This is a genomic window from Pseudoalteromonas sp. PAB 2.2 (assembly GCF_001938575.1).
GTDB classification, from domain to species: domain Bacteria; phylum Pseudomonadota; class Gammaproteobacteria; order Enterobacterales; family Alteromonadaceae; genus Pseudoalteromonas; species Pseudoalteromonas lipolytica.
Genome location: NZ_LYPI01000010.1, coordinates 59,840 through 81,169, shown reverse-complemented (window position 1 = coordinate 81,169; position 21,330 = coordinate 59,840). Strand labels below are relative to the sequence as shown.

Sequence of the window (21,330 nt, the reverse complement as noted above, 5' to 3'; positions counted from 1 at the left end):
GATTAAGAACGTTCAGATAACCAACTAGTTACGCTTTCTAAAGCTGCGCTTAGGTTCTCTGGCTGAGTACCACCCGCTTGCGCCATATCAGGACGACCACCGCCTTTACCGCCCACTTGTGCAGCCATGTGATTAACAAGTTCACCCGCTTTCACTTTGCCTGTCAGGTCTTTAGTTACACCGGCAATTAAGCTAACTTTGTCGCCGTTTGCTACACCAAGTGCAATCACGCCTGAACCAATCTTCGTTTTCAGGTCATCAACCATGCCACGTAATGCTTTCGACTCTGTACCAGCTACATCAGCAACTAGAAGTTTAATACCATTCACTTCAACAACTGAGTCAAGTAGCGATGCACCCGCCGCACTTGCTAGCTTATCGTTAAGCTGAGCAATTTGCTTCTCAAGCCCTTTTGACTTTTCAAGGAGTGCTGTTACTTTTTCAAGTACCGTGCTGCTATCACCTTTTACTAGAGCTGCAACATCGTTTAACTGTTGCTCCTGCTCACTGACATACGCAACAGCTTCAGCACCTGTTACCGCTTCGATACGACGAATACCAGCTGCAATGCCGCTTTCTGATACGATTTTGAATAAACCAATATCACCAGCACGCTTAACGTGAGTACCACCACACAGCTCGATTGAGTAATCACCAATCGTGACTACGCGCACTTCGTCGTCGTATTTCTCACCGAATAACGCCATCGCCCCTTTTGCCTTGGCCTCATCAATTGCCATAAGCTCAGTCTCAAGCGCAAAGTTACGACGGATTTCGTCGTTCACTGCACGCTCAATTTGACGTAATTCATCTTTTGTTACGGCTTCAAAGTGAGAGAAATCAAAACGTAAACGCTCAGGGTCAACCAGTGAACCTTTTTGACTTACGTGATCACCTAAAATTTGGCGAAGCGTTTCATGTAAAATATGCGTGGCAGTATGGTTTTTCTTAATGCTATCGCGACGTGCTGCATCAATTGTTGCTTCTGCTTTGTCGTTTGTACCAATGCGGCCTTGTACACGACCATGGTGCGCAAATGCATTACCCAGCTTGGTAGTGTTAGTAACAACAAACTCACCACCCGCCACTTTTAACACCCCCGTGTCACCAACCTGACCACCTGACTCGGCGTAGAATGGTGTACGGTCAAGAATAGCAATACCTTCTTGGCCATCTTCAAGTACAGAAACAGATTGGCCCTCGGCAAATAATTCAACCACGGTGCCAGTGTAGTGCTCTGAGTCGTACCCTTTAAAGTCTGTGTGTTTTTCAGATTTAAGTTGCTGGTTATAATCAGCACCAAATTTACCCGCTTGCTGTGCTTGCTTACGCTGAACAGCCATGCACTCTTGAAAACCTTGCTCATCAATAGTCATGAAACGCTCACGCGCAACGTCAGCCGTTAAATCAGCAGGGAAACCGTAAGTATCGTAAAGCTTGAAGACTAAATCACCCGGGATTACATCACCTTCGATGTCAGTAAGGCTTTCTTCAAGAATTGCTAGACCACGCTCAAGTGTTTTACCAAACTGCTCTTCTTCGATGCGTAATACTTTTTCGATAATTTCTTGTTGCTTAGCAAGCTCAGGGTACGCTTGACCCATTTGCTCGATTAGTGCAGCAACAAGCTTATAGAAGAACGCGCCTTTTGCGCCAAGTTTGTTACCGTGACGTACTGCACGACGAATAATACGACGTAATACGTAACCGCGGCCTTCGTTTGATGGCATAACGCCGTCAGACACTAAGAATGCACACGAACGAATGTGGTCAGCCACTACGCGTAATGATTTATCATTTAAATCTTGCGCGTTGGTTACTTTAGCCGCCGCAGCAATGAGTGCTTGGAACAAATCGATTTCGTAGTTTGAGTGAACGCCTTGTAAAATAGCCGCGATACGCTCAAGACCCATACCAGTATCAACAGATTGCTTAGGAAGCGGCTCCATTGTACCGTCGGCATGGCGGTTGTATTGCATGAATACGAGGTTCCAAATTTCGATGAAACGGTCGCCATCTTCTTCAGGTGAACCTGGAGGCCCCCCCCAAATTTCTTCACCGTGATCATAAAAGATTTCTGAACATGGACCACACGGACCCGTGTCACCCATTGACCAGAAATTATCGCTGGTTGCAATACGAATAATGCGGTCTTCACTTAGACCCACTTCTTTGTGCCAAATGTTAAACGCTTCTTCGTCATCGTGGTAAATAGTAACCAATAACTTTTCTTGCGGTAACTTTACAGTCTCTGTTAAAAACTGCCACGCAAACTTAATCGCGTCTTGTTTGAAGTAATCGCCAAAGCTGAAGTTACCTAACATTTCGAAGAATGTATGGTGACGTGCAGTGTAACCCACGTTTTCAAGGTCGTTATGTTTACCACCTGCGCGCACACAACGCTGTGAGCTGGTTGCACGTGAATAAGGGCGGCTTTCCGCACCTAAAAATACATCTTTAAATTGCACCATGCCGGCGTTATTGAATAATAATGTGGCATCGTTGCCCGGGATCAGCGAGCTTGAAGGAACAATTTGGTGTTGTTTAGAGGCAAAAAAGTCTAAGAACTGTTGCCTGATCTGTGCGGTAGTCATATGCTGCATGTGAAAGTCTCACCCGTTTATTGCTGTGCTTGCATTGCAAAATCAATTTGTTCGTAATTAAAGCCTCGATACATCAAGTAGCGTACACGTTTCGCTTTTTCTTTCTGATCGAGTTCTTTACGTGAATTTGAAAACTTTTTTAAATATGCGTCCTGTGCGAGCTCAAACCAATCGATTTCGAACTCTTCGAGCGTCTTGTCTAACAAAGCCCGATCTATCCCTTTTGCCATTGCTTCGCTTTGGATGCGTTTAGCCCCATGATACTTCGCTAAATGGCGGCGTACAAACCCTTCGCAGTAGCGCTGCTCGTTAATAAAGTTGTGTGACTCACACCAATCTAACAAACGCTCTGTAAACTCGGGCGTCGCTTCTTTTTGTTGTAGCTTTCGGGTTAAATCGCGACGCGAGTAATCTTGTCGTGAAAGTAACCAAAGTACGTAATTTTTTAACTTTTTTTCTTTATCATCCATTACGCGTCAAAGCGTCCTGATTGTGACGATGTTTCTGGTGTCTTTGGTTGGTCATCACTTTTTGGCACAACTGGCATAAAAATAGCCTGAAAAGACACGAAGAAGCTAATGTAACAAATTGGCATTAAAACCAATAGTGGAATAAACGATAAAGGTATACAGATCAGCATTAATACAGCACAAATCAAACCGTAAACACCTAACGGAGCCATATTATGATAAAACACCATGAACGAGGTTTTTAATACCTGGAACATGTTGGTTTGCTTTTGAAAATAAACCAAGGGGACTGCATAAGCAAACGCCGTTAAATACACACAGATTGCCAGTAAAAAAACGGCCACTTGCCCCATAGAAATGGTTGCCAGTAAATCCGCTATGTGTGTTTGGTTTTGTGGGTCGAACGTTTGGCTTGAAATAACTGCATAGGCATCTGCAAAGATAAAATTAGATAACACCGCTAATAAAATGCCCGCCGCCATTTGATACACAGCAACTCGCACTAAACCAATACGGTTCCCTTTATTGGTAAACGGTTTAAAGATATCTGCCTGACTAATCGTGCCACCTTGTTGTTTAGTTAGCACGGCTTGATAAAAGCCCGCCATTAAAAATGGGGCAACAAATGCACCGACAACTTGCAGCAGGGGTAACACTAACGATAAGAAACCAATCACACCTATTAATAGGTGCATTAAAATAAACGTAAACGGTTGCAGCTTAAAGATTTCCCAACCTGCTTTAAACCATTTTACGCCTGCATCGGCTTTAAAAATACGCACTTCGATCGACATAGCTTCTCATTCAATAACGACAAAACGCACCGAGTATAACTGGGTGCGCTATTTGTTTATAGTCACCTGCTGTGAAAATTATTCAGGCTTTTTAATTTTTTTGATATCAAGCATGTGTGAACCATGTTTGATTTTTGTTTCTAAGTAAGCGCGATTACCAACAACACCTGCTTTAATGTGTGCATGCGTGCCGACAACTGAATCAACTTCAATGCCAGCATCACGCAGAGCTTTGAGCTTATTTGGGTTGTTAGTCATTAACTTAACATGCTTTTGATTAAGTGCCTCGAGCATTAAAACAGCGTCAGAAAAATCACGCAAATCATCGGCAAAACCTAGGTGGTTATTCGCTTCGTAAGTATTCATACCTTGCGATTGCAATACATAAGCATCAATCTTATTGTATAAACCTATGCCACGCCCTTCTTGGCGCAAATATAATAAAATTCCACCTTGCTCATGCATCATTTCAATGCACTCATTTAACTGCTCACCACAGTCACAACGCGAAGAATGAAATACATCACCCGTTAAGCACTCTGAATGCATACGAATTAAGGGGATGTCTTGCTCGGTGTCGGCTTGATTAAATACTAAAGCAATATGCTCTTGGCCATCATTTAAACCACTAAACGAGACGATTTCTGCAGGGATATCACTGTTTTTGCCAACATTTAGCTGGACTCTTGCTCTTACTTGCGCCACGACAAATCCAAATTAAAAAAATAAATGCAATACTGCAAATGTGATTACAACAGTTTGAGGTTGTAAGAATGCAACATACGACGAGTGATAACTAATATTGAGGCAGTTACCAGCAATTCAAGTATTATACACTCAAACCAGACGAAGATACGAGCTTTGCACATCTTTCAAGCTTAATTTTACAGCCGTATTCATCAACACTTCCTCCGCATTTTTAACTAGAAATTACCCAATTAAGTGACATTTATAATACCTTTTGCTAATCTCGACTAATAAATATGAGTAACCCTCGTTTGTGGTTTATTTAAAAGCTAACTTGCGAAATATAATAAGGATTATTATGAAAAAAGCCTCTTTAGCCATATGTTTAGGCATACTATTAAGCCAGCCTTGTTTAGCTAATCAAGATATAAACAGTGAGTTTAATGAAACTTACCGCGCCTATTTAGCTGCGCTTGAAAACCAACAAGACACTACCGAACTTGCGCAAAAAGCCTATCAACTCGGTCAAAAAGTGTATGGCGAAAACTCCGACAATACAGCGAATTTAGCCATTAACTACGCAAATAGTCTTGCCACGTACCAGCACGAAAAACAATACGAGTTATACAAAACGGCATACACTATTTTAGAAAAAAGACATGGTGAACACAGTACCGAAGTCTATGATGCACTGCTCGGCATGGCTGAATCGACTCAATCAGCAAGAAAAGCAAGTGCTTACTTAAGCGACTTAATTAGCATTGCTGAGCAACAAAAGAATGACAAACTGGTTGCCGACAGTAAGCTCAGTGCAGCACGTATTTTGGCCCTTAAAAACAGTGGTGAACGTTACTTAACAGCTAAACGTTACCTAGAAGAAGCCGATGAATATTACAAAGATAATGTGCCAAGTAACTCGCTAGAGCGTATTCAAGCAGACTTTTTAGCCGCCGCTTTTGCTCAAAGCAGGCACGATTATGACTACGCAATTGAGCGCCTTAACCATGTTGTTAAAGTATTTGATGACGCACTCAGTTTTGATCACAAAGCCGAACTGGACGCCCACTCTAAGCTAGTTCATTTATACGAAAAAATAGGTAAAAGCGATGAAGCAACCAAGCACTGTATTGCTATCGCAAAAATGGTGCCGTGGAAAGACAACCAAGAGCAAGAGCCCTTGTATCGCGTGCATCCTAAGTACCCCATGTCAAAGGCACAGCTTAGACAAAGTGGTTCTGTTATTATGGAGTTCGAAGTGACTCCCACAGGCTTTGTAGATAACGTTGCCGTACTTGAGTCTAAAGGCGGTAAAGCATTCGAAGTAGAAGCTATAAAAGCAATGAAAAAGTGGCGTTATGCCCCAAAATTTGAAGATGGGCATGCCGTTGCATCAACAACCCAAGTTCAGCTCGACTTTAAAATAAACTAATCAAAATAAACTAAAAGGTCGCAGTGCGACCTTTTAAAAAAATTAAAGCTTTTTGAGCAAGTTATCCGCCGCGTTTTCGATTAAATCTAGGACCTTTTCAAAACCTTGATCGCCACCATAATAAGGATCGGGAATTTCTTGCTCGCCCGCATCACCATGGCTTAAAAATAACGACAATTTATATTGCAAATGCTCAGGGCATTGCGCGTGTAAATCAGCAAGATTTTGCTTGTCAGCCGCTAAAATAAAATCAAACTCATAAAAATCAGCCTGCGTCACCGGGCGCGAATAAATTCCTTTAAAGCTGTAGCCTCGTTTTTCGCCTGCTGCTTTTGAACGTGAATCAGGTGGATTACCTTGGTGATAGCCAATCGTGCCTGCTGAGTCGACTTTCACATTAACATTAAGCGTCTTTGCACGACTTCTGAGCACCGCTTCAGCGGTTGGTGAGCGGCAAATATTACCCAAACATACAACCAAAACCTTCTTCATTACTCGTCCTTAAAAGTTCTTTAAAATAGCCTCATCATAGCGCTCGGCATCCAGGCTTAAATTATATTTCTCGGCGACACTATCAAGCTCAGCTTGTTTAATTGCCAGCTCATCCATAGTGATGGTGTTGTCGTCGAGCTGCCATAACAAACGCGAGCCAGCATAGCTGTAATGAATCGCTAATAAAGCATCGGCATTGCCCTCACGCCCAGCCGCTTTTAGCTTTGGCATTTTACGGGTAATCTTATTCAGCGCTTTTTTAAGCTCCCACACATACACAATCTCGGTCATGTAATCATGGTTGCGGTATTTATTGAGTACAAAGCCCACCAGCAAACTGCACACAACAACCCCCGATAGATTCCAGTGAAAATGACTCCCACTTGGGTCTGGGAATAACGCAATCAAGGTTTGTGAAATGGCTAAACTACCAACGGCTAAAGCAATAACACACGCTACAATAACGTGGTTTAAATGCTTACGGTAACGGGCTTTATCTATTTGAATGAGTTTCATAACTACCTAAAGAATCACACTAATTAAAGTGAAAAAATAAAAAGTGAAAATAGTTTCACCCCTTTTTTATTTGCCAGCCGTTTTAGCTATGAAAGCAATTATCCAAAAAGGAACGGCTATGCATACTTTACCACTAAACTCAGCAAGCTTGAATAACAGCAATGGCGCTTTAAAGACAACCGTCGCAATTATAGGTGGCGGGGTAATGACCTTTGCTGCATTTGCCTTTATGCAATACCTAATTTCAGCAGAGCAACGCGCAGATATAAAAATGGGCCCCGATATTACCGTTGAAATTTACCAAGTACCCGAAGATTCAAAAGTGCAAGTAAAGCAAACTTTGCCGCCACCACCCGTTACTCAGGTGCCACCGAAAACGCCCCCGCGGCCAGCTGCTGAAAACCCAGATACAATAATCATTTCCGATGCAACACCTACTATGACATTTGATGATATTGGCGACTCACTCAGTAAAGCAATTAATCAACCAACCGGTGATGCGACCCCTATCGTGCGTATTAACCCTAAGTATCCCCCTGTTGCTGCACGTGATGGTATTGAAGGATGGGTGCAAATTAGTTTCAGCATTTCACCCACCGGCGAAGTTATCGACCCAGTCATTATTGACGCTGAGCCAAAACGAGTATTTGATCGAGAAGCTATTCGCGCTATAAAACGTTGGAAATACCGCCCCAAAGTAGTTGAAGGTGTGGCACAATTACAAACAAACCAAAGCGTTCAACTTGATTTTAAAATAGATGGATAACGGCCTATGCTAATGAGCATCAAGACATGGTTATTTGACACGCCAAACAGCGATTGTTTGGCGCTGTATGCCAAAACAGGCGACAACCGTTATCTCAACCAACTTGTTGCTCAATACGGTAACGACCTTTATCACTACCTAGTAACACAAAGTGATAAAGATTTAGCATTCGATATTTGCCAGCAAACCTGGTTAAAAGTCATTGATAAACGTGACTTTTATCACGCGCAAAACAACCCAAAAGCGTGGCTATTTCGTTTAGCGCGTAACGTGCTAATTGATGAGTTTCGAAAACAACAAAAATTTGTTGAACTAGAAGACAACCAGCTAGTATCTGAGCCACACGATGCAAGTTATCACTACGATTATGACGCATTTGATAAAGCACTAATGGCGCTTAGCTTTGTACAGCGAGAAGCACTGACCCTGCAGCAAGAAGGCTTTAGCCTCGATGACATTGTTGCCATTACACAAAGCAACCATGAGACCATAAAAACTCGGCTGCGATACGCCCGTCAAAACCTAAAACAACAACTTGGAGGCAATCATGAAGCGTAACGACGAGCTATTTGATGCCGATTTAAAAGCGCATTATCAAAAACGCAAAGCACAGCATACTTTAAGCCCTGAGCAGCTGACGCAAATGCAAAAGCCACAACAAGCTCGCTCAAAACAGCAACGCTTTTTAGGACTTCAAATGACAGGTGTTTTTGCTGCGCTGGCCATTTTGGGCTTTATTATGTTGCAATACAATAACCGCGAACTGACTGACGTATATGCTGTAGATTTATCAGATTACCACTGGCTTGAAGTTCATGAACTTGACGCAAAAGGCAGCTATGTCAGCAACCTAAAACAACAAAAACAAACCCTAGAAGCCGACTACCAACACGCCCTTGCTGCTCATCAAACCCGTACCCGCTTCACTGGCCGCTTAGTCAGTGTTGATAACGATTGGTATATCGCAGACTGCGAGCAAAATATACTCGTACAAATAAAACAGTCACTACTTGAAGAGCTACAAAAACACGGCACACTCGATACCCACATTCACCAAGGCGACCTGTTGGCCCTTGACCAAAACCAACAAGGGCAAATCATCGCACTTAAACAATTAACGCATGAAGCCATGAAATGTGAAGCATAAAAAGCTTAAGCCAATTTTTCGAGCCTAAGAGGCGATTTAACGCCGAGATATTTAGATTGAATAACAACTACTCCGGAATAAGAGAATCATTAATATCAAGTGCTATGCTTATAATTTTTCCTCTAAGTCTTTGAGTATCAGTTTCTTCAATTAGACCCAATTTATACAATACATTGATTATAATAGAAAAATCAATGAAAAAATACGCAATTTCAATCCCTCCTTTGTTCTGGCATGAGCCATAAGAGTTTATTTGAAACACAACGCCAAAATCTAAAAACATTTCGTAGAAAGAGTACAAAGATATTAAATTAACTTTTAATAAATCGAGGTTACTTAGTGAATATAGTTTTTCACTCAATACTTCAATATTTATGATCTCTTTACTTTTAGGCACCCATAAATCAAAGCAAACCATTTCTTCGGGGCTATTTTCTGGAAATAATTTTTTATATAGCTTTTGACTATCAATACATAAAGCTGATTTAAAATCTCTACTTTGAAGAATGTTGCTCTGATAAGAAACTTGCTCTTTTAGCTCTAATTTTACTAACTCAGACAGTGCTTTCCTATGTTCTATGAACAGAACAAAATTTTCTTTCTTATTGGCCAAATTAAATTGCTGTTGAGAAATATCTAACTGCTTTTCTATTTTATTTAGCTGATGTGAAACTTGAATGCTTCTGAAATACATCCCTATTAATGAGGTAATAGCAACCATAGAAGTAAAGACACCTATAGGTAACTTGAAGGTACTAGAAAAGCCAACCCAGTTTTCAATTAGTTTAAAATCTGTAGATAGCTGTTCACTAGTGAATAGTGCTTGTAATAAGAAAAATACTATAGTTATTATTGGAGTAGCATAAAAATAAATCTTAAAACGACTTTTCCATAAAGTTAGCTCTTTATCATAGTCTTCACTTATTACTTCGCTTTCCTTTCTTTCCATACCATGTATCCAAATATCAAATTATTTTAAATAGCATTAATTTTTGGGTCATGCCCCGACCTTCGGCAGCATACTCTTACTAATCACTTTGAATGTATCTAGATCTATCAACATCGAATAAACTTCGTTGTTGTTGATGAATACCACAAATAGATTGCCTTCGGCGTTGAGATTAGACTCTACAATGCGGTTGTAACCTGAAATGACTTCGGTGTAGTTTGAGCCATCAATCTTGCTAAGCGCAAAGGTGCGCTTGTCTTTGCCATCAAGCCGTTTATCATTATTGCTATCGTTTTTGATAACCTCATAAGAAACCCCACGAGGAGTATCGACTTGTTGCTCCATGTAGGCTCGAGTATCAAACTCTTTGTAATTGCTTAAAGCACCAAACTCTATGATTAACTGATCAGTTGTGTTAAATAGCCACTTTGCTTGATTGGTTTTGTCATTAATAAATAAGATATTCTTTGAGCGCGTGGGATTATATTTGTAGCTGCCGCTACCAAAGCTTTCGTAAACTGCTGATTCAGGTTTTATATCAACCGATCTTTTTTCTGACTCTAACGGGATGTAATAATAATCGCTATCAGCGACTTTTCGTGGGTACCCTAACTTCCACTTTTCTTGCTGCTTTTCATCTTCAGCTAAATTGAGCGCCTGATGATCCATTTGAGTATTAGATTTAAACAAAAAGCTCGCAAGATTATAGCCAACAACCAATATTGTGATAATTAAGCCAATAAGTAACACAAGGCCATTAATATTCCACACCCATTTGAAAAACTTTTCTGATTTCATACGTAGATTAAATCCATTTAAGTAACTGATATCTCTAAGCTACCAGTAAACTTAAAACAAAGCTATCTAGGGACGAAGGTTCGAGTTAATCAACTTGGCAGGTTTTTTCATGACTGTAATGCCTAATATTCGAGATTAAAAAGCCAACTACATTCATACATTTCATTTTTCGCGCGAAATAAATTTCACGCCTACGGCTAACTTACAACCGCTTTTGTTCTATCCCGCTTTTTCTACCAATAGTCGCACTTTACTGAAAGTTAATAACAATTTACCTACGAACAAGCTAGGCTAATAGTATTGTGCTTAATAATTTGGAGTAACCATGAAAAAGTCTTTATTTAGCAGCCTCGTCGTCGCTTCTATCAGTTTAACCAGCTTGCAGGCATGTGCGCAGCCAGAGCAAACAATTCCGTTAGATGCCAGTGCCAATAAGTATGAGCTTGAATTAGTGAGTAAAGGGATTCAGATCCCTTGGGGTATGGCGTGGCTAAACGAGCGTGATTTATTAGTGACCGATAGGCGTGGTGAGTTAAGGCTGATCCGCGATGGTCAGCTTGATAAACAAATAATCAAAGGAACTCCTAAGCTTCACGCAGAAGGCCAAGGGGGATTACTTGATATAGAGCTCGACCCAAATTTTGCCGACAATGGCTGGATTTACCTTTCTTACTCAGGTTATGAAGGTGATGATGAAGGCTATAACACCTCAATAATGCGTGCACGTTTAAAGGACATGACGCTTGTAGACCAGCAACTCTTATTTAATGGTGAACCAAATACCACAACAACTAAACACTATGGTTCGCGTATTGAGTTTGATAAAGAAGGTTATTTGTATTTTTCGATTGGCGACCGTGGCGACAGAGATGTTCACCCACAAAGCCTTGATTACGATGCGGGTAAAATTCACCGTATCAACAGTGATGGCTCTATTCCTGAATCAAACCCTTTTTATAACCATAAAAGCGCGCGTAAAAGCATTTACTCATATGGTCACCGTAATCCTCAAGGTATGGCTATGCACCCAGAAACTGGGGTAATTTGGAGTCATGAACATGGCCCTCGTGGGGGAGATGAAATTAATATTATTAAAGCTGGGGCTAATTATGGTTGGCCTGAGATCACCTACGGCATTAACTACATTGGTACAAAAATCACGGATGAAACAAGCCGCGAAGGCATGGAGCAACCTGATTGGTACTGGGTACCTTCAATTGCGCCCTCTGGTATGGCGTTTATAAATAGCGATAAATACCCGCAGTGGCAAGGGCAAATAGCCGTGGGCTCAATGAAGTTTGCTCACCTTGTGCTTGTTAAACTCGATGGTAATAAAGTCACTGGCCACAGCAAAGTATTTGAGGGTGTTGGCAGAGTGCGCAGTATTGCGACCCATCCAAATGGAGATTTATACCTTGGGGTTGATGGTGTAGGTATTTATAAAGTTGTGCCTAAAGCCTAGCTCCAAGCCTTAAGCTGTCACCTCGAAGAAGTTAGTTTTCAGTCGTCAGATTTGAACGTGCTGACTATCGAGATTTGACAGTCGCGCCAAAAAAAACGAGGTGCGAATAATAAAAAACCACAGATTTCTCTGTGGTTTTTTATTGTTTGCTTAAGGCTTAAAGTTACAAAACCAAAATACTGGTTACCAAATAAGCGATAAAGGTTAATGCGCCACCGAATAAGGCGTAAGGCATTTGAGTTTTAACGTGGGTTAATAAGTCACACCCAGAGGCAATCGCCGATACCGCACTGGTATCTGAAATTGGCGAGCAGTGATCGCCAAACACACCGCCACCTAGAATGGCAGCAATAACCAGTGAAGGCGGTAAACCTAGCGCTTGAATAAGCGGCACACCAATTGGAATAAGAATGGCAAATGTGCCCCACGAGGTACCCGTAGTGAATGAAATAACCGCTCCGGTTAAAAATAGCACTGGCACAACAAGGTAAATAGGTAAGAAATCACCCACAAGCCCCGCTACAAATACACCGGTGCCTAAGTCTTTTAAGCTCGCACCAAGTGTGAGTGATAACAAGACAATTGCAACCAGCGGTAATAATTCACCCATGCCTTTAAAGCCAATATCAACAAGCTTATGGTGAGTAAAATCACGAGAGCTAATCATTAAAAAGTAAGCGACTACACAGGCTAAAATGGTTGCATACAACACTGATTTTGAGCCACTGCCACTAGCAATATCGCCATCGCCAGTCCAGAACATAAAGCCAACCATGCTGCCAATTAAGGTAATAAGTGGAATAAGCATGTAACGCGCTTTTGAGCCTTTAACTTCTTCTGCTAATTCGGTTTCTTGCTGCTCAAAGTTCTCTTCGGCTTGTTTTAATGGCCCATGTACTTTGTCGAAAGTAATGGTATAAAACACGATGAGCAAGGTGATAATCGCATAAAAATTATAACCAATACTGCCCCACAGTACCGAAACAGCAGACTCTTCCATCTCGTAGTTACCAAGTAGGCCAAGCACATACGCACCCCAGCCGTTAAGTAAAATTAAAATACACACGGGTGCACTGGTACTATCAATAATATAGGCAAGACGCGCCCGGCTCATTTTAAATTTATCAAATAAACCTCGCGATAAAATACCCGAAGTTAATACGCTCAAGTTCGATTCAATAAACACCGCAATGCCCGAGAACATGGTTAAATAACCCACTTGGCGCTTACTCTTAGCAACACCTTTGTTCATTAATAGGTTTACGGTTGCTGCCACACCGCCAGATTCACGAATATAGGCAAGCAGTGCACCAATCAAAATACTAAAAATAAGAATACGGCTGTTACCCGCTGAGCTCGCGACTTCGATTACCCGTTCAATGGTATTGATAAAAGTGTAAAACACGCTATTGCCTTCACCATTGAGGGCTAGCAAAAACTCAGACGACGCAACGGCGACCAATAAAGCCATGATCACTTCTTTGCGCCAAAACACAATTAAGATAGCAATCAAGGGTGGTAAAATTGAATACCAAGACATAAAAACCCTTTTAAATTAAGACCAATATTTTATTTTTATTATGCAAAAACTCGCTAAGCTTAATGGCTTTGCCGCTAAACTCAACTTAAATCGACTAGTGATTTAATATACTCTCATAAATCAGTGAGATAATTGAACCATACTTACCTGTTTCAAAACGCTTTCCGACAAATTCATAACTTTTATCGTTGCCCTCAATAGGTGTGTGACGGGCATTGGTAAGTAACACGATGGCAAGGTCATACTCGGGGTCAATCACAGTAACGGTGCCGGTCCAGCCAGTATGACCATAGGCTCTTGGGCTGGCATACGGGCCAAAATGCCATGTGCGTGCTTGGTGCCCTGCTCTTCGCCAGCCTAAGCCATAGGTTTCGTCGCTGGCTTGAGGCTGAGTAAATTGCGCGAGTACTTGTGGGGTAAATAACTGTTTATTGTCGTAGCCACCGCCGTTAAGCAGCACCTGCATCAATACCATTATATCGCCAGCCGTACTAAAGAGGCCTGCATGCCCTGCGACGCCCCCTAAAGCATAAAAGGCTTTTTCGTCATGTACTTCACCTTGCAATACATCGGTACGAATATTGTCAAACTCAATACGCCCGCCACGGGTGTTACCATTTATTTCAGTTGCAGCAATCTGCGACGCTAAAAATCCCTTTTGCAAAGGGTTGTACACTGTGTGTGTTAACCCTAGCGGCTGATAGAGTTGGCTTTCGACATAGCTGTCGAGAGGCATACCGCTAATGCGCTCAATCAATACGCCTAGCAACATGTAATCAATATCTGAATAGAGGTGCTTTACATTACGCCCCGCCACAAAAGGCACTCCTGTAAGCAGTAAATTTTTGGTACGTAAACTGTTTTGCGAGAAAAACCGTTCGCCAAATTTATTATCTTTACGGTGAAAATCAACCACTGCAGGGTAACCTGCGCTATGCGTGAGCAAATCCTTTACTAAACGCTGCTCTCGACCGCTGCCTCTAAATTCTGGCAGGTAATAAAACAATGGTTTTTCTACATCTAACTTACCTTCGCTTGCAAGTTTCATTAACGCAAAGTTAGTAGCAAACATTTTTGAATTCGAGGCAATGTCGAATAAGGTATCGTTTTTCATCGCTTCAGGCGATGCGAGCAACGTGCCATCTGCATGGTACTTTTTAGCAGCGCCATAGTGGCTTAATTTAATTAACTCACCCTCTTTAATAACGCCAAGCACAGCGCCAGGAAATCCTGCGGCGACTTCTTGATTTATCAGCTCATCAACAGCTTTAAAACGGTCTTTATGTGTGTTTTTAATCAATGTTGGGTAAGGAAACCGCAATGTTAAGCTCGCCCCCTCTGGTTGAACATTGTCAACTTTAAAGGTGTTAATACCGTTATGAGTGCGTTTCGCTAAGCTGTATTGATATACTTTTTCAGCTGTTAATGGTGATGCGATATTAATTTTTTCACCATTAATATAAATATCAGCACTGCGGGCATCGTGGTTTTCAATGATTATTTCACCACGTCCCTTATACGCTTGAAACGTGCCTCGGTTATTTACTAACTCACGGCTGCTGGGGTCGAGCGATGGAATACGTACGACAACTTGTGCATTCGCAAGCACCGTTGTCTCAGGCTCCGTTGCCAGTTGCTGTTGCTGATACTCTTTAAACAGTCTCTCGCACTTTTTAGGAAAATACTTTTCTAATAAAGCAAACAGTACAGCTGCACTTCTGGCATCGTTATTACCGCTAACATGCCAAGGTAAAAAGTGCATTTGAAAGGCGCTCAACGCATCTAATGTTTGTGAATCAAGTTGCCCCGTTGCAATCACCTCGTAACCGTAGCTGCGCATGGCTTTTTGCATTAACTCTGTCGAAGGTTTCGATGCGCTAAATAACTGCCAATACTTATCGACCGTGTCGCTGTCGTACCACGCGCCAATACCCGCTTTATATAATTGATACCAAGGAAAACGCGGGCCAGGATCATTTTTACGACTTGGCGCAATGTCTGAATGCCCTACAATTTGAGTTGGCCCAATATCTGGATTGCGTTTAAGAATATCTTTGCTTAACGTAATTAATAATTCAATTTGCTTGGCATCATAATCAGGATAAATACACAGCTTGCTTGCATCATTTTGCATTGCAGGCGAACTATGCTCAGGAATATGACATGTAGGCACATTCACTATTTCAATGCCAATGGAGTGATCGTTTAAATCTTCACGTCCTTGCCAGTAACTTCGTCCAGCATGCCACGCGCGATCGTTCTCATCAACAAGTTGAATAATTTCTAATTTATCGTGCGGATAACTTGAATCGCCCGACTCCGGTAATAAGTAATGTGAGCTTAAGCCCCCTTCATCCACTAAAGCTCGCATCGACTTTTCGTAATCAATCGCGGTGTAGTGCATCACTAAAAACTTAACGCGATGACTGTAGTTAGCTGACTGGGTAAACGTATATTGATTACTGGCACAACTGACTAAAAGCGCAGCGCCACTGAGATAACACAGCTGTTTAAGTAATGTTTTTAAAGAGGGAAAACTCATAACAGTTTCATACCTGAAGTTTTAAGCATTGACGATTCACTGCAATACAGTAGCAACACCCACTTAACATGTAAAATATTTTATTTTAAGATCCAAGAATAAAAAGCATACATTATCGTTACCTCACTAAAAATGGTGCTATCTCAACAAATAATGTTGTATCTATTATGGAATAAAACTATATTATTCCATCTAAATTAAGAAAAATATTCCAAAGTTAATTCGAGTAAAACAAAAATAATTCGTCGTTTGTACTTAATTTTGCGTCTTGGCGCTTAATATTCTCGATTGAAAGGTTTGTATTACACAAAGAATAAGTTAACTAACAAAGTGAGCCCGAATGTCTACTTTTGTAAAAATTAAAGCCTTACGCCAGTCTTTGTCGAGCAGCGAAGCCAAACTAGCAGATTTCACATTAAACTCGGCCAATGCGATTCGTAATTTATCCTCTGTTGAATTAGCAAAAGTGGTTGGTGTAAGCCAATCAAGCGTGGTTAAGTTTTCACAAAAATTAGGTTACAAAGGGTTTCCTGCTTTTAAGCTAGCCGTTATCGATGCCCTAAACGATGAAAGCAGCGAGCCCAAGTTACACGGTAAAATTACCTTAAACGACTCTCTTGAACAAATTGCCGAAAAATTACTCAGCAGTAAACTGGCCGTTTTAACTGAAACCAAAAACCTTAACGAAGCGCCTGCAATCGAAAAAGCGGTTGAATTATTAAAATCAGCTAAACGTATTCTTATTTGCGGTTTAGGTGGCTCGGCGCTGGTTGCCAAAGATTTCTCTTATAAATTACAAAAGCTAGGGATGCCAGCTATCGCTGAACCAGACGGCCATGCCCAACTTGCCTACGTTGCTACGTTTTCAAAAGGTGACTTGGTTATTGCGATTAGTGAATCGGGGATGACCCGTGAAATTGCTGAGGTCGTTAAACAAGCTAAGAAAAACGACAGCGCAGTGATCTCAGTCACTAAGTTTGGTAGTAGCCCCGTCGCAGACTCAGCAGATGTAAAACTCTACTCTGTTGCTGAAGGTGAATCAGTAAGGCTGTCATCAATTTTAGCCCGAACTGCACAAGATTTTGTCATTGATATTCTGTTCATTGCACTGACTCAATCGAGTCGACAAGGCAGAAAATTACTAGAACATTCTAATGAAGTTGTAGGCGAATTTAAGAATAACTAATTTTTAAATACAGACTATAAACCTAAAAAAGCAGCGAAAGCTGCTTTTTTTATGCCTTTATTTAGCAACTAAATTTGCACCTCACCTTTCTTGTTATGTATTGATTTTTATAAGCTAATAAAAAATAAAGCGTTCATAATTTCTTACAAAAAAGCCCCCTCACATTCCGTATGCTCTTAAAAGCAAATGAACACAAACACTTACCCAATAAAGGTAATATATTTTATTCCACAAACAACCATAAGTAACAAAAAAATATTCTTGACCGATTCTTCTAACAGCTGTTTAATGTATAGGCAACATAATTTTAAAGTTCATAAGTCTCAATTGGGTAAGCAGTCCAACAAAGCATATAAATATAAGGACGGGAAACAATGAAACAACATGCATCCTCACTCGTAATAAGCTCCATAGCTAAAGCGACACATAATGCACTTCGCGCAAAGAAAACAGCTCTAACAGGTGTTGTAATGGCCGCGGCTTTAGCCAGCGCACCAGCCTTTGCTAATTTAACCGGTGGAATCAAGGGTAAAGTATCAACACCAGAGGCACAGCAGTCTCTGGCGGGGATCACGGTAACGGCAAAAAGTAACGTAATGCCGAAACCACGCACTGTTGTGACTCGTGAAGACGGAAGCTACGACTTACCCCAACTAAAACCGGGGACTTATGAACTCACTTTCACCGATAAAAACGGGGTCACTCAAACGATGACCGTTGATGTTTTGCTTGAGCAAACATCGAGCCTAAACGTTACCTTCGGTGGCGCAAATGAAAATGTTGAGGTCATCACCATTACTGGTAGTAAATTATACCGTCAGGGTAAGTCAGCTCTGACCAACTCACTAGGCGAAGAGGCAATCAACAACGTGCCAGTGGGTCAAGACTACCGAGACCTATTAAAACTTGTACCAGGTGTGGAGCTTTCGGCGAACACAGTTTTAGGTCCGTCAGCAGGTGGTTCAGGGGTTGATAACTCATACGGTTTTGATGGCGTAAATGTTTCCATGCCAATGTTTGGTAATTTAGCGTCAGAGCCTTCGACCCATGACGTGGCGTATGTCACCATGGACCGCGGTGGTGCTAAAGCGGTAGGCTTTAACCGTTCAGGTGGCTTCTCAATCAATACAGTATCAAAATCTGGTACTGATGAATTTCACGGTAACGTTGAATACAAAGCACAACCGAAGAGTTTTGTTGCGACCCCTATAGGCGAAGAAAGTTATGAGATGGATAAAAGCTGGTTAACTGCAAGCCTAGGTGGACCGCTGATTGAAGATACACTGTACTTTTATACCTCGTATTATCGCCCTGAAGAAACGAAGGCTAACAAGAATACAGCTTATGGCGAAGTAAAAGACTATGAAAGTATCCGTGACGAATACTTCGGTAAGCTTACATGGGCACCGACCGACGATATTTTAATTAATATTTCACAACGTACCTCTGATAAAGAGGTAAAAGGCGATTCAATAGGCGCTTACGAAACTGACAGTGTATCTGTTGGTAGCAAAGCCGACCAAGATATCTTTACGTTAGATGGCTCTTGGATTTTAGGCTCTGCAACCACCCTGTCATTCCAATACAGTAAGTTTGAATTAGAAACAGGTTCGAAACCAGATACTGAGTTGAGTGTCGTACCTTCGTTAAATAGTCAGCTTGATGTTAACAACCTTACTCAGATGGGCTATTTTTCGGTGCCAAAACCAAGAGAATATGTCTCTAAAGAAGGTTTCACAGAAGAGCAAATCGCTATTTATAATGCCGGAGCTACCGCATTAATTAATACTTATGGCTATCTTGAAGATGGTGTAATGAAAGGCAGCGGTGGTGTTGGCGCTTATTCACAATATGACAATGTAAACTTCTATCGTGATTCATTTGAACTCAACTTAGAACATGAATTTGATTGGGGTGACACGTACCATACACTCCACTTTGGTGCCAAATGGGAAGAAAGTGAAGAACAACTTACCCGTTTATCAAATGGCTGGGGGCGCATCTCTTACCTTGGCGGTTTAGTTGATGCTGATGCAGATACGGCAGGCTTTGACCCTGCAGATGCTATATATCGTGCACATGTGCAACAAATGAGTCTGGCAACTGAAGATGGTACAACTGTTTCTGGCATAAACTCAGAAATGCGTAGTATCAATTTTGAAATAAACGATACCATAGAACATGGTGACTGGACTTATAATATCGGTTTACTCGTAAGCCAAGATACGTGGTACGGGCAAGGTTTAAAAGCGAAGTCAGGCACCGTTTCAGGTTATGAGTTGGCTCCAGGACAGAAGTACGAAATGTATAAAACAGACTGGAGTGATATGCTGCAACCTCGTTTAGGTGCAACTTGGACGTACTCAGATGAAGACTCAGTCTTTGCAAATTTCGCAATTTATAATCCTGAAGCAAGTTCACTCGCTCGTGCAGCCTCGTGGGACCGTAATACGCGCTCAGAAATTGAGCTACTTCTAGATGAGTCTGGCAACATTCTTTCTGCATCACCTCGACGTGGTTCATCAGGTAAAGCATTCCAAGAAGGCATGAAACCTCGTCGTATCAATGAATTCACGCTTGGCACAACGAAATATGTGGGCTCTGATTTAGTATTACGTGCTCACGTACGTCACCGTAAAGGTATGCATTTTTGGGAAGATATGCCTAACAATGCACGCTTAACTGATTACTCAGGCGTTGATGCCGAAGGTGTGCCACAACATATCGCAGATAAAGGCCTTTATGTTGAAAACCTTGCCGATATTATCGATGAAATCGGTGGCTCATCGTATGTAATCGCTGAGGTTGATGGCGGCGAAACGAAATACTGGGAAGCCAGTATCGAAGCTGAATACCTAGGTGAAAACAGCTATATCAATGCCTCTTATGTGTGGAGCCATTACTACGGTAATTTCGACCAAGACAATACCACGACAAGTAACGATGCAAATAACTTTATTGGCTCATCATACTATGGTGATGGCCGCGGCCGTTACTCATGGGATAACCGTTACGGCACACTTTCAGGAGATAAGCCGCATAAGGTTAAAGTCTATGGTTACTACACTGTGCCTTGGGAAGCAAACATTGGTGCGTACTTTGTATTCCAGTCTGGTCAAGCTTGGGAAAACTGGGATGGGACTATGTATGGTTATCCGACAAGCCATGTTAGTCGTTATGCAGAACCTGCTGGTTCTCGTAGAACAGCAAGCCACTGGCAACTTGACTTGAACTACACGCAAGACTTTACGTTCTCAGGTGACATGGAACTACAATTCCGTGCTGACTTATTTAATGTCTTTAACCGTCAAACAGGTTACAACAAAAACCCGTATGTACTTGATGAAAACTATGGTGAATCACGCAGTTACTATAATCCACGTAGTTTACAGCTTTCAGTTAACTTCAAGTTTTAAACCAATCAATCCTGTTGGGGGCCGCATATGCGGCCCTTTTTCATCCCTTTTAATCTAAATTGTACAAAACGTTCTTGCTTCATCTAAATTAATGGCCTGCTTAATAAAATAATCAATCTGTACCGTACGTTTAATAGCGTGTTGCTGGCTGTTTTTTAATGTTGCTTGCCAGTGCCAGTCACTAAGTGCTTCACGCGATTCACTAATAAACATGCCTGCGGGGAAACTTTCTAGAAAGGTAATATCTTTGCTATTCCCGTGTTGATCAATCGTAATAATGAAGCGTGCACAGCCCGCTTTTTTGGTCATCTGTGCCACTTTAGGATAGCTAGGTTTAGTTACGCGTTTTAACGCCCATAGCTGATCTGCAGCGCTTTTATCGGCGCTTAAGTCAAGTATACGTGCAGCCTTGCTAGGGGCCTGTGAGCAGCCAGAGAGTAAGGCAAATACTGCCGCACAAAAATAGACCTTCATAATACATCCTTTTAATTATTCAGAGCCTAAATTTACCACAGCCGTCAAAAGGTGATAAT

The 21,330-nt window shown here is 41.5% G+C and carries 18 protein-coding genes; 7 read left to right on the top strand and 11 right to left on the bottom strand.

Going from position 1 to position 21,330, the window contains the following annotated elements:
• Positions 1-2 precede the first annotated feature (2 nt).
• The 4 genes from alaS to ribA all read right to left on the bottom strand — a co-directional run bounded on the left by alaS (position 3) and on the right by ribA (position 4,572).
• Positions 3-2,603: an alanine--tRNA ligase gene (gene alaS / locus BWD47_RS08855; RefSeq protein ID WP_065978417.1), complete on the bottom strand. Its 2,601-nt coding sequence runs from the start codon at positions 2,601-2,603 to the stop codon at positions 3-5.
• 17 nt (positions 2,604-2,620) lie between these two features.
• Complete coding sequence (locus BWD47_RS08850) at positions 2,621-3,073, bottom strand: regulatory protein RecX (RefSeq protein ID WP_036970503.1); 453 nt, start codon at positions 3,071-3,073, stop codon at positions 2,621-2,623.
• Positions 3,073-3,867, bottom strand: coding sequence for a BPSS1780 family membrane protein (locus BWD47_RS08845; protein WP_065978419.1), 795 nt, complete (start codon positions 3,865-3,867; stop codon positions 3,073-3,075). Before BWD47_RS08845 ends, BWD47_RS08850 begins: the two co-directional genes overlap by 1 nt.
• Positions 3,868-3,945: 78 nt before the next feature.
• Positions 3,946-4,572, bottom strand: coding sequence for a GTP cyclohydrolase II (gene ribA, locus BWD47_RS08840; RefSeq protein ID WP_036970507.1), 627 nt, complete (start codon positions 4,570-4,572; stop codon positions 3,946-3,948).
• A gap of 340 nt (positions 4,573-4,912) precedes the next feature.
• Between ribA and BWD47_RS08835 the strand changes: the two genes are divergently transcribed.
• Positions 4,913-5,983, top strand: a complete 1,071-nt coding sequence (locus BWD47_RS08835; protein ID WP_036970510.1) for a TonB family protein — start codon at positions 4,913-4,915, stop codon at positions 5,981-5,983.
• A 42-nt stretch (positions 5,984-6,025) separates the two neighbouring features.
• Here the strand turns inward: BWD47_RS08835 and BWD47_RS08830 are convergent, their stop codons facing one another.
• Both BWD47_RS08830 and BWD47_RS08825 read right to left on the bottom strand, forming a co-directional pair.
• A complete protein-coding gene (locus tag BWD47_RS08830; protein WP_036970515.1) occupies positions 6,026-6,475 on the bottom strand; it encodes a low molecular weight protein-tyrosine-phosphatase in 450 nt (149 codons plus the stop codon).
• Positions 6,476-6,484: 9 nt separating this feature from the next.
• On the bottom strand, positions 6,485-6,991 hold the full coding sequence (locus tag BWD47_RS08825) for a DUF3087 domain-containing protein (protein WP_075593837.1): 507 nt from the start codon (positions 6,989-6,991) through the stop codon (positions 6,485-6,487).
• Between the two features lie 118 nt (positions 6,992-7,109).
• Between BWD47_RS08825 and BWD47_RS08820 the strand changes: the two genes are divergently transcribed.
• The 3 genes from BWD47_RS08820 to BWD47_RS08810 are packed head-to-tail and all read left to right on the top strand — an operon-like array spanning position 7,110 to position 8,904.
• Complete coding sequence (locus BWD47_RS08820; RefSeq protein ID WP_075593836.1) at positions 7,110-7,757, top strand: energy transducer TonB; 648 nt, start codon at positions 7,110-7,112, stop codon at positions 7,755-7,757.
• 6 nt (positions 7,758-7,763) lie between these two features.
• Positions 7,764-8,315, top strand: coding sequence for an RNA polymerase sigma factor (locus BWD47_RS08815; protein WP_065978423.1), 552 nt, complete (start codon positions 7,764-7,766; stop codon positions 8,313-8,315).
• A complete protein-coding gene (locus tag BWD47_RS08810) occupies positions 8,305-8,904 on the top strand; it encodes a hypothetical protein (RefSeq protein ID WP_075593835.1) in 600 nt (199 codons plus the stop codon). Before BWD47_RS08815 ends, BWD47_RS08810 begins: the two co-directional genes overlap by 11 nt.
• 67 nt (positions 8,905-8,971) lie before the next feature.
• Here the strand turns inward: BWD47_RS08810 and BWD47_RS08805 are convergent, their stop codons facing one another.
• Both BWD47_RS08805 and BWD47_RS08800 read right to left on the bottom strand, forming a co-directional pair.
• The gene (locus BWD47_RS08805) at positions 8,972-9,853 is read right to left on the bottom strand and encodes a hypothetical protein (protein WP_075593834.1); all 882 of its coding nucleotides are present in this window, start codon (positions 9,851-9,853) and stop codon (positions 8,972-8,974) included.
• A 48-nt stretch (positions 9,854-9,901) separates the two neighbouring features.
• Entirely contained in the window at positions 9,902-10,651 is a 750-nt protein-coding gene (locus BWD47_RS08800; protein ID WP_075593833.1) for a hypothetical protein, read from the bottom strand.
• A 325-nt stretch (positions 10,652-10,976) separates the two neighbouring features.
• On the opposite strand from BWD47_RS08800, the gene BWD47_RS08795 reads away from it, so the two are divergent.
• Positions 10,977-12,113 (top strand): PQQ-dependent sugar dehydrogenase, encoded by a 1,137-nt coding sequence (locus BWD47_RS08795; RefSeq protein ID WP_075593832.1) that lies wholly within the window; start codon positions 10,977-10,979, stop codon positions 12,111-12,113.
• Between the two features lie 163 nt (positions 12,114-12,276).
• Here the strand turns inward: BWD47_RS08795 and BWD47_RS08790 are convergent, their stop codons facing one another.
• Positions 12,277-13,653, bottom strand: coding sequence for a Na+/H+ antiporter NhaC family protein (locus BWD47_RS08790; protein WP_036970533.1), 1,377 nt, complete (start codon positions 13,651-13,653; stop codon positions 12,277-12,279).
• Between the two features lie 94 nt (positions 13,654-13,747).
• Complete coding sequence (gene pbp4b / locus BWD47_RS08785) at positions 13,748-16,195, bottom strand: penicillin binding protein PBP4B (protein WP_075593831.1); 2,448 nt, start codon at positions 16,193-16,195, stop codon at positions 13,748-13,750.
• Between the two features lie 340 nt (positions 16,196-16,535).
• On the opposite strand from pbp4b, the gene BWD47_RS08780 reads away from it, so the two are divergent.
• Both BWD47_RS08780 and BWD47_RS08775 read left to right on the top strand, forming a co-directional pair.
• Entirely contained in the window at positions 16,536-17,381 is an 846-nt protein-coding gene (locus BWD47_RS08780) for a MurR/RpiR family transcriptional regulator (protein ID WP_036970537.1), read from the top strand.
• A 374-nt stretch (positions 17,382-17,755) separates the two neighbouring features.
• Positions 17,756-20,797, top strand: coding sequence for a TonB-dependent receptor (locus BWD47_RS08775; protein WP_075593830.1), 3,042 nt, complete (start codon positions 17,756-17,758; stop codon positions 20,795-20,797).
• Between the two features lie 54 nt (positions 20,798-20,851).
• On the opposite strand, the gene BWD47_RS08770 is transcribed toward BWD47_RS08775, so the two are convergent.
• Positions 20,852-21,271, bottom strand: a complete 420-nt coding sequence (locus BWD47_RS08770; protein ID WP_075593829.1) for an energy transducer TonB — start codon at positions 21,269-21,271, stop codon at positions 20,852-20,854.
• Positions 21,272-21,330 lie beyond the last annotated feature (59 nt).

What these genes read in the sequence shown, in the direction of transcription:
- BWD47_RS08835 (WP_036970510.1), top strand. Translation starts at nt 4,913, where the DNA reads ATGAAAAAAGCCTCTTTAGCCATATGTTTAGGCATACTATTAAGCCAG.
- BWD47_RS08850 (WP_036970503.1), bottom strand. Translation starts at nt 3,073, where the DNA reads ATGGATGATAAAGAAAAAAAGTTAAAAAATTACGTACTTTGGTTACTT.
- alaS (WP_065978417.1), bottom strand. Translation starts at nt 2,603, where the DNA reads ATGCAGCATATGACTACCGCACAGATCAGGCAACAGTTCTTAGACTTT.
- BWD47_RS08830 (WP_036970515.1), bottom strand. Translation starts at nt 6,475, where the DNA reads ATGAAGAAGGTTTTGGTTGTATGTTTGGGTAATATTTGCCGCTCACCA.
- BWD47_RS08805 (WP_075593834.1), bottom strand. Translation starts at nt 9,853, where the DNA reads ATGGAAAGAAAGGAAAGCGAAGTAATAAGTGAAGACTATGATAAAGAG.
- BWD47_RS08780 (WP_036970537.1), top strand. Translation starts at nt 16,536, where the DNA reads ATGTCTACTTTTGTAAAAATTAAAGCCTTACGCCAGTCTTTGTCGAGC.
- BWD47_RS08795 (WP_075593832.1), top strand. Translation starts at nt 10,977, where the DNA reads ATGAAAAAGTCTTTATTTAGCAGCCTCGTCGTCGCTTCTATCAGTTTA.
- BWD47_RS08820 (WP_075593836.1), top strand. Translation starts at nt 7,110, where the DNA reads ATGCATACTTTACCACTAAACTCAGCAAGCTTGAATAACAGCAATGGC.
- BWD47_RS08770 (WP_075593829.1), bottom strand. Translation starts at nt 21,271, where the DNA reads ATGAAGGTCTATTTTTGTGCGGCAGTATTTGCCTTACTCTCTGGCTGC.
- pbp4b (WP_075593831.1), bottom strand. Translation starts at nt 16,195, where the DNA reads ATGAGTTTTCCCTCTTTAAAAACATTACTTAAACAGCTGTGTTATCTC.
- BWD47_RS08800 (WP_075593833.1), bottom strand. Translation starts at nt 10,651, where the DNA reads ATGAAATCAGAAAAGTTTTTCAAATGGGTGTGGAATATTAATGGCCTT.
- BWD47_RS08825 (WP_075593837.1), bottom strand. Translation starts at nt 6,991, where the DNA reads ATGAAACTCATTCAAATAGATAAAGCCCGTTACCGTAAGCATTTAAAC.
- BWD47_RS08810 (WP_075593835.1), top strand. Translation starts at nt 8,305, where the DNA reads ATGAAGCGTAACGACGAGCTATTTGATGCCGATTTAAAAGCGCATTAT.
- BWD47_RS08790 (WP_036970533.1), bottom strand. Translation starts at nt 13,653, where the DNA reads ATGTCTTGGTATTCAATTTTACCACCCTTGATTGCTATCTTAATTGTG.
- BWD47_RS08845 (WP_065978419.1), bottom strand. Translation starts at nt 3,867, where the DNA reads ATGTCGATCGAAGTGCGTATTTTTAAAGCCGATGCAGGCGTAAAATGG.
- BWD47_RS08775 (WP_075593830.1), top strand. Translation starts at nt 17,756, where the DNA reads ATGAAACAACATGCATCCTCACTCGTAATAAGCTCCATAGCTAAAGCG.
- BWD47_RS08815 (WP_065978423.1), top strand. Translation starts at nt 7,764, where the DNA reads ATGCTAATGAGCATCAAGACATGGTTATTTGACACGCCAAACAGCGAT.